At 36.9% G+C, this 12528-nt stretch carries 10 protein-coding genes and 1 tRNA gene; 4 read left to right on the forward strand and 7 right to left on the reverse strand.

What is annotated here, in order from left to right; genetic code table 11:
* Positions 1–2: 2 nt before the first annotated feature.
* Genes G9H65_RS03935 through G9H65_RS03945 form a run of 3 tightly spaced genes read right to left on the reverse strand, consistent with a single transcriptional unit; the run spans position 3 to position 4875 of the window.
* Complete coding sequence (locus tag G9H65_RS03935; RefSeq protein ID WP_166374047.1) at positions 3–2720, reverse strand: DNA gyrase/topoisomerase IV subunit A; 2718 nt, start codon at positions 2718–2720, stop codon at positions 3–5.
* 9 nt (positions 2721–2729) lie between these two features.
* On the reverse strand, positions 2730–3305 hold the full coding sequence (locus G9H65_RS03940) for an NUDIX hydrolase (protein ID WP_166374048.1): 576 nt from the start codon (positions 3303–3305) through the stop codon (positions 2730–2732).
* 10 nt (positions 3306–3315) lie between these two features.
* Positions 3316–4875: an NAD(P)/FAD-dependent oxidoreductase gene (locus tag G9H65_RS03945; RefSeq protein ID WP_166374049.1), complete on the reverse strand. Its 1560-nt coding sequence runs from the start codon at positions 4873–4875 to the stop codon at positions 3316–3318.
* Between the two features lie 40 nt (positions 4876–4915).
* On the opposite strand from G9H65_RS03945, the gene G9H65_RS03950 reads away from it, so the two are divergent.
* Positions 4916–6865 carry a thioredoxin domain-containing protein gene (locus G9H65_RS03950; RefSeq protein ID WP_166374050.1) on the forward strand — a complete coding sequence of 650 codons (1950 nt, stop codon included), beginning with the start codon at positions 4916–4918 and terminating at the stop codon, positions 6863–6865.
* On the opposite strand, the gene ruvC is transcribed toward G9H65_RS03950, so the two are convergent.
* On the reverse strand, positions 6858–7430 hold the full coding sequence (ruvC, locus tag G9H65_RS03955) for a crossover junction endodeoxyribonuclease RuvC (protein ID WP_166374051.1): 573 nt from the start codon (positions 7428–7430) through the stop codon (positions 6858–6860). The two genes, G9H65_RS03950 and ruvC, sit on opposite strands and share 8 nt — an antisense overlap.
* A gap of 20 nt (positions 7431–7450) precedes the next feature.
* Here ruvC and G9H65_RS03960 point away from each other — a divergent pair, with 20 nt between their 5' ends.
* Positions 7451–8080, forward strand: a complete 630-nt coding sequence (locus tag G9H65_RS03960) for a polysaccharide deacetylase family protein (protein ID WP_166374052.1) — start codon at positions 7451–7453, stop codon at positions 8078–8080.
* Complete coding sequence (locus G9H65_RS03965; RefSeq protein ID WP_166374053.1) at positions 8077–8850, forward strand: TatD family hydrolase; 774 nt, start codon at positions 8077–8079, stop codon at positions 8848–8850. The genes G9H65_RS03960 and G9H65_RS03965 overlap by 4 nt, the downstream gene beginning before the upstream one ends.
* On the opposite strand, the gene G9H65_RS03970 is transcribed toward G9H65_RS03965, so the two are convergent.
* Positions 8836–9585 (reverse strand): ATP-binding cassette domain-containing protein, encoded by a 750-nt coding sequence (locus G9H65_RS03970; RefSeq protein WP_166374054.1) that lies wholly within the window; start codon positions 9583–9585, stop codon positions 8836–8838. The genes G9H65_RS03965 and G9H65_RS03970 overlap by 15 nt on opposite strands.
* Before the next feature lie 14 nt (positions 9586–9599).
* Between G9H65_RS03970 and G9H65_RS03975 the strand changes: the two genes are divergently transcribed.
* Positions 9600–11075 carry a xylulokinase gene (locus G9H65_RS03975; protein WP_166374055.1) on the forward strand — a complete coding sequence of 492 codons (1476 nt, stop codon included), beginning with the start codon at positions 9600–9602 and terminating at the stop codon, positions 11073–11075.
* Positions 11076–11109: 34 nt separating this feature from the next.
* On the opposite strand, the gene G9H65_RS03980 is transcribed toward G9H65_RS03975, so the two are convergent.
* Positions 11110–11193 (reverse strand) — tRNA-Leu (locus G9H65_RS03980).
* A 71-nt stretch (positions 11194–11264) separates the two neighbouring features.
* Entirely contained in the window at positions 11265–12503 is a 1239-nt protein-coding gene (locus G9H65_RS03985; protein ID WP_166374056.1) for an ABC transporter permease, read from the reverse strand.
* Positions 12504–12528 lie beyond the last annotated feature (25 nt).

Genomic DNA, 12528 nt, shown 5'->3' on the forward strand with positions numbered 1-12528 from the left:
AATTAAAATAGGCCTAATTGTTCTCCAGTCCCTAAATCTTTGTGATCAGGTGGCAAATTCTTGATTTCAAATGGGATATCATCAACTTCTTTTGAATCAGTATCTGATTCTCCAGTATTATTATTTTCTTCTGATTCAGTTTCAGCTATTTCAATGTCTCCAGCAAGATTTTTTATGATGAATTCAGGTTCATCATCTCCACTTACCATTAGACTTTCATCTTCTGGTTGATTGGGTGCTTTTTCTTCGGTATCGATGAATTGTAAATCAGTTAATTTAGGATAGTTCAGCTTATTTCCGATGGCTTTCCAACCACGCACTTCCCCTAATTCTGAGATCGGTAATAATTCTACTTGATTCGTTTTTCCATCTGGTTTATGTTTAATCTGCACATTGGGAGCATAATTGTCCGTTGCAGCAATCAATCGCGAAGCTTTATGATCCGATATAAACAAGAATTTCTTGTCGATGGTCGTCGTTTCTAACTTAAACCTTTTGATAAAATGATTTTTACTTGCTCCATCAATATAAACAGCAGAGATAATGCTATTAGCTTCATATTTTTTCAAATACAATATCTCATCAGCTGTGTAACGATTGGTTAATTCGAAATTAGTCAATTCGTAATTCCCAGATTTGTAGAGAACTAAAATGCTATCCTTGGGCTCAAAGTTCCCTATAAATTGACCATGTTCATCTCGGTTCAAGCGCCCAACTGTGGCATCATACCAAATATCTACTCCTCCAAGCGTGGATACCCCAGCTGATTTTTGAACAATTTTTCTAACAGGATATTTGGTCAACACATTACCTAATGATTCCCGTCCTTTAATCGCTAATTTGGCAAAATCATAATCAAATTGCTTGATTTTGGCGGTGCAATTGGCCGTTAAATTAACTTGAATAATTTCAGCTTCCCCATTTTCATTGGCAGAGAAATAAGTGATTTTCGACTTCGCATTGTCACTTACTAATTTATATTCTCGGTCACGGGTTACGGAAGTAACTTTAAATCGTTTGACATAAGAAATTCCATTTTTCCCGTCAAAATAGACCAAATTATATACTTTTCGATCATCATTTTTCTTAAATACGGAACAATACAAAATGTCCTTACCTACAAATACTTTCTCTTGTACCTTGGTCACAACGCAGGTACCATTTTGACGAAATACAATGATATCATCGATATCAGAACAATCCATAAGATACTCGTCTTTTTTCAAGCCATATCCGATGAATCCATCCGTACGATTTACATATAATTTTTGGTTGGCAGCTGCTACGACGGTGGCAGTGATGGTGTTAAAGTTTTGAATTTCAGTCTTTCGTTCTCTACCCTTACCGTATTTTTGTAACAGGTTTTTGAAATAGTTGATCGCATAAGTGATCAAATTAGCCAAATGATGTTCAACCTCTTTCAATTCTTCTTCCAAACGCTTCATGGCTTCATCGGCCTTGAATGCATCGAATTTTGAGATACGTTTGATGCGAATTTCTAATAAGCGTAAGATGTCTTCCTCAACAATTTCACGGTAAAAATCCTTTTTGAATGGCTCCAAACCCCTATCAACCATCTCGATGACCGATTCAAAGGTTTCACATTCCTCAATATCTCGGTAAATCCGATTTTCAATGAATATTTTCTCCAATGAACTGAAAAGGATACGCTCCATCAGTTCTGCTCTCCTGATTTCTAGTTCCTGTTTCAGTAAATCAACCGTTTGATTTGTACTTACTTTAAGGATTTCTGAAATACCTACAAAATGAGGTTTTTCATCAATAATGACACAAGCATTCGGTGAAATAGAGATTTCACAATCGGTGAAAGCATAGAGTGCATCTATAGTCACATCTGGCGAAATGCCTGGAGCCAATTGTATTTGAATTTCAACGTCTTTGGCTGTATTATCAATGACCTTTTTGATCTTAATTTTTCCAGTGTCATTGGCTTTTATAATGGAATCAATCAGAGAAGTAGTAGTGGTGGAATAAGGTATATCCTTGATTACCAAGGTCTTCTTATCTGCTTCTTCAATCTTAGCTCGAATTCTAATTTTTCCTCCACGCAAGCCATCATTGTAATTTGATGCATCTAGTAGTCCCCCTGTTAAGAAATCAGGTAATAGTTCCACTTTTTTATTATTCAATAAATCGATGGAAGCCTGTAATATTTCACAAAAATTATGAGGCATGATTTTGGTCGCTAAACCTACTGCAATACCCTCAACTCCTTGTGCTAGTAATAATGGAAATTTTATAGGTAATGTGATGGGTTCTTTTTTACGCCCATCGTATGACAATTGCCATTTGGTGGTTTGGTTATTAAAAACGACATCATTGGCAAACTTGGATAGTCTTACTTCGATATAACGAGCTGCGGCAGCACTGTCTCCCGTGCGCATATCTCCCCAGTTTCCTTGGCAATCAAATAGTAATTCCTTTTGCCCTAGATTCACCATGGCATCTGTGATGGAAGCATCTCCGTGAGGGTGATACTGCATGGTTTGACCTACCACATTGGCTACTTTGTTAAAGCGACCATCGTCCATCTCCCTCAAAGCATGAAGAATCCTTCTTTGTACAGGTTTTAATCCGTCTGCTACGGCTGGAACAGCGCGTTCAAGAATTACGTAAGAGGCATATTCTAAAAACCAATTTTCGTACATTCCTGCCACGGCAATTTGATTTTGCAAGCTGCCATCCAATGATTCATCCATATAATCGAACTATAATGTTAACTCCCCTATTTTTAGGTGGAATAATTGGTATAAAAATAAGGCTGTAGCACCCCAAATAACTTCACCTTCAAATTCAAATTGAGGGGCCCAATAGGTCTCATTTTGAATCTTTAATTGATGCGCTTTTAATTGCGAACTATCTTGGAAATGTGACACAGGTATTTCAAAAATACGATTTATTTCTCGTTTATCTAAAACGTAATTTTGCTTTTCTTCTAAGACAACAAAATAAGGCTGAACCCAATAATTGGATACCATGACCCAAACAGGTTCCAATGCCTGCAAGGCTTCATAAGGTACATCAATCCCGATTTCTTCCTTTACTTCTCGTATGGCAGTAACTTTCAAATCCAGATCAGATAATTCCTGTTTTCCTCCTGGAAAAGCCATTTGTCCTGAATGTGCTCCATCGTATTCATTTCGCTTTATCAATACTATAGTATGCTGATCCACATTTTTATGAATGATGGCCACCACCGCTGCATATCGAGCATTATCTTTCACCGATTCCATTTGCATGAAACTTTGATGTAGATTAAAAATGGGCTCAAACATTTCTTTCATCTAAAATTTTCTATTTAGACATGGCTTCTGCGCATCGAATTCCATCCAAAGCCGCTGACATAATTCCACCAGCATAACCCGCTCCTTCTCCACAAGGATATAATCCTTTAATTTCTGGGTGCTCTAGGCTCTCCTGATCTCTAGGTATTTTTATTGGGGAAGATGTTCTACTTTCTAAACCAATGATTTGACCAATATTGGTAGAAAAATTGGGTATTTTTTTGTTAAAGTCGCTCAATCCTAAGGCTAATGGCTCCGCTATAAAATCGGGTAAAAAATCCCGCATTTCTCCTGGTATTAAGCCTGGAACATAAGATGTTTCATGAGAAGATTTGCTGGTCTTCTTTTGGATAAAATCTAAAGTTAATTGTGAAATGGCCTTTTGCGTTCCTCCAGATAAGGCATGTGCTTTTTGCTCTAAAGATTCTTGCAAATACATACCCGCTAATGCTCCTTCAGATTTAAAAGCAGACCAATCATTTTCCAATAAACTAACAACTATACCTGAATTCGCATAATGAGAATCTCGTCGAGAAGGCGACATACCATTCACCACCACCTGATTTTGGCTAGTAGCAGAGGGAACAATGAAACCACCAGGGCACATGCAAAATGAGAAAACGCCTCTTTGCATACCTTGATACTTAGTCTGACTTACCAAACTAAAACTGGCAGGTGGTAAATATTCAGGTCTTTGTTTTGTTTTATATTGACAAGTGTCTATCAGGGCTTGTCGATGTTCAATTCGAACACCAATAGCAAAACCTTTGGACTCGATCAAAATGTTTTTTTGTCTTAATAATTCAAAAATATCACGTGCGGAATGTCCTGTCGCTAAAAGAAGCTTATCTGCCGTAAATTCTTGATTTTGAGCAGTAATTACTCCTTTGATTTGCTTATTCTGAACAATAAAATCAATAACTCGTTGATGGAAATGCACCTCTCCTCCTGCCTCTATAATGGCATCTCGCATGGATGCTATGATGGCAGGTAATTTATTGGTTCCTATATGTGGATGGGCTTCAAACAAGATATTTGCATCTGCACCATGCGCAACAAAAGTTTCTAAAACAGATTTTATATCCCCTCTTTTGGTACTTCTAGTATATAATTTTCCATCAGAATAGGTTCCCGCTCCTCCTTCGCCAAAACAATAGTTACTATCAGAATCAACGATGTTAAAACGATTGATGGCAGCCAAATCTCTTCTTCTTTCGCGTACGTCTTTTCCTCTTTCTAAAACGATAGGTTTAATACCCAATTGAATGAGTCGAATCGCCGCAAATAAACCAGCTGGACCGCTTCCAACGATGATTACCTGTTTAGCATTAGGATGGAGCTGCTTTAATTTGGATAGATGTTGTAAAGAGAAATCGTGGTTCTTCTCATAAAAGCCAATGCGCAAATTGACTTTTATTTGTCGACTTCTTGCATCAATCGATTTTTTCTCGATTCGATATTGGCAGCTATTTAATAGATTTGTACCTAATTCAGAAATAAGAAAGGCTCGAAGCAATTCAGGAGAATGAGCTATTTCTGGACTGACTACAAAATCTTTTAGTTCTAACATCGTGTAAATTTGTACGAATTTACAAAAATACTATCTTTTAATGAACCAGCTTCAGCATCAAGTTAGCCCCTATTTATTACAACATCAGCATAATCCTGTTCACTGGCAACCTTGGGGGCCAGAAGCATTGCAGCAAGCTAAAGATGAGGATAAATTAATATTGGTTAGTATTGGATATGCGGCTTGTCATTGGTGCCATGTGATGGAAAAAGAATGTTTTGAAAACCAAGAAGTAGCGGATTTGATGAATAAATATTTTATCAATATCAAGGTTGACCGAGAAGAAAGGCCCGATGTGGACATGATTTATATGGATGCAATCCAACAAATGGGATTATCAGGAGGATGGCCTTTGAATGTATTTTTAATGCCTTCACAAAAACCATTTTATGGGGGAACCTATTTCCCGAAAGTAAAATGGATGAATATCTTAAGTTCAGTACAAAATGCCTTCGTAGAACATCGTGCTGAATTGGAAGCTTCTGCGGAAGGATTTGCCAATTCAATCTCAGATAAAGCTTCCCTTTTTCAAATCATGGATATAGAATCGAGTCCTAGTTTCATTCCTACAAGTTTAAAGATTATTGTGGGGAATATGGATCCTGTATTTGGAGGGATGAATAAAGCTCCGAAGTTCCCATTACCTTCTTTACTAAAGTATTTGGAATCGATTCCCTCTACATTGGGAAAAGAAATCCAATCATTTCAGGCATCTGATGTTCAATTAAGTCGTATGGCTCAAGGTGGGATTTTTGATCAATTGGTAGGAGGTTTTTCTCGTTATTCAGTTGATTCGGAATGGTTTGCTCCACATTTTGAAAAAATGCTATACGATAATGGGCAATTGTTGGAAGTATACGCTGCGGCATATACTCGAACCAAAAATCCTCTCTATTCGGAAGTTCTCATTCAAACGATTCAGTTTTTAAATTCGGAATTAAAAGCTGAAAATGGCCTTTATTATGCTTCTTTAGATGCTGATAGCGAAGGGATTGAGGGTTTATTTTATACCTGGCCCTATGAGAAAGTGAATGAAATTATACCTTCCTTAGAAAACCCCGAATTTTACCGTACCTACAGTATTTTGCCCAATGGAAATTGGGAAGATGCCCGAAATATTTTGTTTAAAAAAGAGGCCAGCTTAAACTATAAATTTAAAGATGAATTAAGCCTACTTTTAGCAGAAAGAAATACTCGAATTAGGCCAGAAACAGATATCAAGCAAATATTGGCGTGGAACGCTTACCTACTTGCTGGATTAGTTGCAGCTTATCAAGCTCTTTATTCTGCTGAAATAAAACAAGATGCATTGAACTTAGCGGATGCCATTGAAAAGCACTTATTGAAGGTAGATGGGTCTTGCTTGCATCAAGCCTCCTTTTCGGGAAATCCCATTGAAGGTTTTTTAGACGATTATGCGGCGACTGCCCTTGCGTTTATTCAATTGTATTTAGTAACATTTGATAAAAAATACTTGGAAATTGCCAGTAAGCTTGTTGAAAAGGCTTCCGAATTGTTTGAATCCAAAGAAGCGAATTTTGCTTTATACCTTTATGCTCAAAATAAGAATAATGAATTAATTGCAGATAAAGTTGAATTCACCGATTCGGTTTGTCCATCTTCAAATTCAATGCTTTGTGAAGCTTTACTTTGGATAGGATTAATTCAATCGCAAGTCAATTGTACTTTGCGAGCTCAACAAATGCTGGAAACAGTTATGTCGAAGGCTCAATCCAACCCCTCCTATTTTTCTAATTGGTTACGTATATATTCTCAATGGTTTGAAAACCCTCAAGCGATGATCAAGTTTGATCTTACATATGTGATGGATCAGGGATTGATGGATACTATGCGCGACATCAATCGGACCTTGATTCCTGTGGAGAACTTGCCTGAGAACAAACATTTTTTAGTTTGCGTAGGAAACCATTGTTTAGCGCCAGTTAGTACCTGGGACGAATTACAAGCTCAATGGAAAGAGCTTATTTAATTCTTTCTGGGTTTTCTGAAACAAAGGCTCCCCATCCTTTTTTAGTTCCTTTGACAGAGGAGGAAATATTATTTTGGTGGAAATGATGGCAAATAGCTATGCCAAGTGCATCAGTGGCATCAAATAATTTTGAATCTAACTTGATGCCGGCGATTACTTCTACCATTTTGGCTACTTGTTCTTTGGACGCATTACCATTTCCTGTGACAGATTGCTTGATTTTTTTGGGTTCATACTCCACAATGGGAATGCCTTTGGAAAATGCCAGTGACATGACCATGCCTTGAACACGACCTAATTTCAACATTGATTGAATATTTTTACCGAAAAATGGAGATTCAATGGCTATTTCATCGGGTAAGAATTCTTCAATAATACCCAATACTCGTTCATGTATCTTGAGAAATTTGGCACCTTGAGTGGTGTATTTTGTCAGGTTTAATACACCGTATTGCAAGACAGTAACTTTAGCTTTGTCAATTTTTAATAAGCCATATCCCAAAAAGCGAGTACCTGGGTCAATCCCTAAAATTATTTTTTCTGCACCTGAACTCGTAATTTGCATGAATATTGGATCTGAATACTATGTTCATTCATCGTTTACCTTCTTTTGTGCCTGCAATTCTCCCTAATTTGATTTGGGAGAAAAAAGCAGATGCAACAGAAAATAAAGTGTATTTCACTTTTGATGATGGACCTAGTCCTGAAATTACCAATTTTGTTTTAGAAGAGTTAGATAAATTTCAGGCAAAAGCTACTTTTTTTTGCATTGGAAAAAATATGCGCTCATTTCCAGATCTTGCCCAAACAGTACATGTAGCAGGTCATAGTTTAGGAAATCATACGATGAATCATGTCAATGCTTGGAAAGTATCTCATGAAGCATATCTAGCTAATAAAATGGCTTGCGATGAAGTTTTTTCAGAAATGGGTATTTCAAGTATTGGCTTTAGACCTCCTTATGGACGGGTCAATCGAGCCCTTATTAATCAAGTTGCTGAATTTGGACCAATATACATGTGGACTTTGTTAACAGGTGATTATAATTCAAGTTTGTCTCATGTCTCTATTACTAAAAATTGCCTGAAAAATATTCAATCTGGTTCTATCATTGTTTTTCATGATAGTCAAAAAGCCTATCCTCATTTAAAAATTATTTTGCCTGAATTTTTAGCTTATTGTCGCGACAATGGCTTCCAATTATCCGCCTTATGATTGATACTCACGCTCATTTATATGATGAACATTTTACCCAGCAATGGGATGCTGCTTATGCTGAAATGAAGCAAGCAGGCATTGAAGAGGTTTGGTTGCCTAATTGTGATCAGGAATCTTGGTCTTCTTTATGGAATTTATATCAATCAAATACTTCTTTTTGCAAGCCCATGATTGGCTTACATCCCACCTATGTAAAAGAAGATTATGAGCAGCAACTAGCTTTTTTTCAAAGAGAGTTGCAAAGCAAAAAAGTATTGGCTATTGGTGAAATTGGACTCGATTATTATTGGGATGTAAGTTTTAGAGATCAACAAATTGCTGCTTTTGAAACTCAATGTCATTGGGCATTAGAACATCATTTGTGGATTGATGTACATTGTAGAAAAGCCTATGCTGATTTGTTAGCCATTCTAAAAAAGAAGGAATTTAAAGACTTAACAGGAATTATTCACTGTTTCTCTGGCGATGCTCGAGAGGCAAATACCTTAGTAGATTTAGGTTATACATTGGGAATTGGAGGTGTTTTAACCTATAAAAATGCCAATTTACATCAGGATATTCAACTTGTCCCTTTAGCTAATTTAGTATTAGAAACTGATGCTCCTTATTTAAGTCCTGTACCTTATCGAGGAAAACCTAACTCCCCTGCTTACTTAGGTTTAATAGCTCAAAAGTTGGCAGATTATCGAGAGATTAGTTTAGCTGAATTAATTGAAATTACCAATCAAAATGCTCGTGCATTGAAGGCCTATTCAAACTTTAAATAGCGCATCAATTTTTTCTTTCCAAATCAACATTGCTTGTTGCAATGTTACCACATGCTTGTTTTTTGATTTTTTGAAATGATTCCAATCTCCTTGGAAAATTAATTTCCCTTGGTGTAAAATGCCAACTTGCTGACTTAAACTTAATATATCCACCAAATCATGGCTAATTAGCAGGCAAGGTATCTTCTCTTCCTCCACTACTTGCTTAAATATTTCTGAAAATTCCAATTTTTGTTCGGTATCCAACTGACTAAATGGTTCATCCAATACCAATATTTCAATTGGTTTACTAATAGCTTCCAATAAGGCTAATTTTTGTCGTTCCCCTCCAGAAAGATGCTGTATTTTGGTGTTTTTAACTGATTTTAGCCGAAAACGGATTAAATTTTTCTGAATGAATTTTTCCAAATCTTTGGCTGTCATTTTTTGACCTAATCGACGAAGGTATTCCTCGACTGTATGGTGAGGCATCAGGTGCAGGTTTTGTGGAACATAGCCAACTTCTTTAAATACTTTAATCAAACGATCCATTTGGGTGTTTAATTCTTTGCCATTAACTAAGATAGAAGCTTCAGGTTGAATGGTTTGTCCAACAACGATATTGGCGATAGTACTCTTGCCAGAGCCACTTTTTCCGATGAGAGCAAATATTTCACCTGCTTTTACTTGAAAATGTATATGGTTTAAAGCAAAATGACTTGTAACTTGGTGGTGATTAATTTGAATCTCTAACATTTAAATAACTTTTTATGCTACTGTGTGGAATTGATGTAGGCACATCTTCGATTAAAGTTAGTATTGTTGATGCTGCTAAGCAAACAGTTCTTTTTTCTTGCTCTTATCCAGAGACAGAAAATGAAATTTATTCACCTCAACCAGGCTTTGCTGAGCAAGATCCTGCTCATTGGTGGTTTTGTACTCAACAAGCTATTTTGAAGGGAAATTCTTCAGGGGCTTACAATCCTTTGGATATTCATGCTATTGGAATTTCATACCAAATGCATGGTTTGGTCGTATTGGATGAAAATTTAAAAGTGCTAAGACCATCCATTATTTGGTGTGATTCTCGAGCAGGAAGTTTAGGCGAAAAAGCTGCTTTAGCGCTTGGAGAGACCTATTGTCAAACACATTTACTCAATTCTCCTGGTAATTTTACTGCTGCAAAATTGGCCTGGGTAAAAGAAAATCAACCAGATATATTCGAAAAAATAAAGCACGTTGTTTTGCCTGGTGATTACATTGGAGCTCAATTAACAGGTAAGCTCACTTGTACTCCTTCTTCATTATCTGAAGGAATATTCTGGGATTTCAAGCAAAATCGAATTTCAACGGAATTACTTACCTATTTTGGTTTTTCTCCAGATTTATTTCCCACCATTCAACCCGTATTTTCTGATCATGGTCAAATTTTGCCAGAAATGGCTAAAAGCCTGGGCTTTAATGAATTTGTAAAAGTAACTTATAAAGCAGGTGATCAGCCCAATAATGCCTTATCACTTGGGGTTTTAGAACCAGGTGAAATTGCAACTACTGCTGGTACTTCTGGAGTAGTCTATGGGGTGAGTAATGAGTTGAAATTTGACCAAGGTAATCGTGTGAATTCCTTTGCTCATGTGAACTATCAAGAATCCCTCAGAAGAATTGGAGTTTTAATGTGTATCAATGGAACCGGAATTATGAACCGCTGGTTGAAGCAAAATTTCTTTCCAAACAGTTCATACCAGCAAATGAATGATTTAGCCTATCAAGCTGAAATAGGCTCTAAAGGATTAATTGTTATGCCTTTTGGGAATGGCGCTGAAAGAATATTCCAAAATCGAGTTATTGGAGCTAGTTTCCAGCAATTGGATTTAAATCGCCATCAATCTGCCGAGATTTGTCGATCAGTTCAAGAAGGTATCGCCTTTTCTCTAGTCTATGGCATTGAATTGTTGGATAAAGTGGGAATTACCCCTCAACGACTTAAGGCAGGTTTGGCTAATATGTATTTAAGTCCTGTTTTTAGTCAAAGTATAGTCAATGCAGCTCAAATTGCCGTGGATTTGATGGAATCTGATGGTGCTATGGGCGCAGCTTTAGGTGCGGGAATTGGTATTAGTTATTTCAATTCTCCGAAAGAGGCGGTTGCTAAACTAAAGATTAAAAGAACGATTGAACCAGATGTAAAATATGCGGATGAAACGGCAGAGGCATATGCCAACTGGAAAAATTTCTTACCTGCTTAAAAAAGTAAAAGCCTCCTGAATTTCAGGAGGCTTGTACCCAGAGCCGGAGTCGAACCGGCACGGGCTTGCACCCACGGGTGTTTGAGACCAGCGCGTCTACCAATTCCGCCATCTGGGCAATTCTTAATTGCGTCACAAAAGTACTTCAAATCCTTCGATTAATCAAGTACCTTTTTAATAATTTCTTAATTATTCGTAGCGTAGAGCATCTACAGGGTCTAATTTAGAAGCTTTAAATGCGGGGTAAATTCCTGAAAATAAGCCAACTAAAATACAAACAATGATACCCGTTATCATCCAAACCCAAGGGATAATAAAGCTGGCACTACCTGAACTTATTCCCTGAGCAATTAAATTTCCGATGGGAATTGCTAAAACAATCCCTCCAATTCCGCCTAATAAACAAATAACAATGGCTTCGATCAAAAATTGTTGTAATATTCTAAAAGGAGTTGCTCCTAATGATTTACGAATACCAATTTCTCTGGTTCTTTCGGTTACCGAAACCATCATGATATTCATTAGCGCAATAGCGGCACCTAGCAAGGTGATAAATCCAATCACAAATCCACCGATTCTCAAGGAAGAGGTGATGTTTTCAAAGCTTTTGGCGATAGAATCCGAACGATCGATGGAAAAAGAATCTTCAGACCCTATGGGATCCATCCGCACTCTGCGCATAGCACCTCTAGCTTCTTCCATAAAATCATCCAAATTCGTCACTTTCGTAGAAGATGTGGTAATATCATAGGTTAAACTTCTACCCACAGCCATTTTTCGACCAGTTTCTAATGGAACCATGATCACACGGTCATCTCCCCCACCCATCATACTACCTTTTTTCTCTAAAATACCGACTACTTTCAATTTTTGGCCGGCGACTATAATTTCAGAATTAACTGGATTTTGTTTTTCATACAGTTGATCAATGACATCTACACCTAAGAGGCAAACATTGTTAGCATGTTGAAATTCTTGATTCGAAAAATTTCTGCCCATACCTACTTTATAACCTTTCAATTCCATGAAATTATCATCAATACCCACTAAACGGGTATTAGGATTCGTTTTTTTAGAGCCATTTTTGGCAATGGCATTGAAATTCACATTGGTTTTTAAGGAAACTTTCCCCTTGGCGCTAAATAGGGCTTTGTATTTGATGGCCTGCCTATAATCAATATTTTTAAATCTTTTTTCTCTCTGTCCCTCTCTCCTAATTTGCATGGCCGGTCTATTTCGAATATCAAAAGAATTAGCTCCTAAACCTGAGAAAGAATTATCTACCGAGCTTTGAATACCGTCAATGGCGGTTAAAATTCCAACTAAAGAAGTAATTCCAAGTGAAATGATTAAGGCCGTTAATATCGTTCTTAGTAAATTTCCTTTGATCGATCTTAGTCCTTCAAATACGTTTTCCTTAAGATTCATGTTGTTCTCCTACCGTTTAAATTTT

The sequence above is a fragment of the Aquirufa ecclesiirivi genome (assembly GCF_011250515.1).
Lineage (GTDB): Bacteria > Bacteroidota > Bacteroidia > Cytophagales > Spirosomataceae > Aquirufa > Aquirufa ecclesiirivi.

Coding starts and splice junctions, on each gene's coding strand:
- G9H65_RS03935 (WP_166374047.1), bottom strand. CDS start 2,720: ATGGATGAATCATTGGATGGCAGCTTGCAAAATCAAATTGCCGTGGCA.
- G9H65_RS03940 (WP_166374048.1), bottom strand. CDS start 3,305: ATGAAAGAAATGTTTGAGCCCATTTTTAATCTACATCAAAGTTTCATG.
- G9H65_RS03945 (WP_166374049.1), bottom strand. CDS start 4,875: ATGTTAGAACTAAAAGATTTTGTAGTCAGTCCAGAAATAGCTCATTCT.
- G9H65_RS03950 (WP_166374050.1), top strand. CDS start 4,916: ATGAACCAGCTTCAGCATCAAGTTAGCCCCTATTTATTACAACATCAG.
- ruvC (WP_166374051.1), bottom strand. CDS start 7,430: ATGCAAATTACGAGTTCAGGTGCAGAAAAAATAATTTTAGGGATTGAC.
- G9H65_RS03960 (WP_166374052.1), top strand. CDS start 7,451: ATGTTCATTCATCGTTTACCTTCTTTTGTGCCTGCAATTCTCCCTAAT.
- G9H65_RS03965 (WP_166374053.1), top strand. CDS start 8,077: ATGATTGATACTCACGCTCATTTATATGATGAACATTTTACCCAGCAA.
- G9H65_RS03970 (WP_166374054.1), bottom strand. CDS start 9,585: ATGTTAGAGATTCAAATTAATCACCACCAAGTTACAAGTCATTTTGCT.
- G9H65_RS03975 (WP_166374055.1), top strand. CDS start 9,600: ATGCTACTGTGTGGAATTGATGTAGGCACATCTTCGATTAAAGTTAGT.
- G9H65_RS03985 (WP_166374056.1), bottom strand. CDS start 12,503: ATGAATCTTAAGGAAAACGTATTTGAAGGACTAAGATCGATCAAAGGA.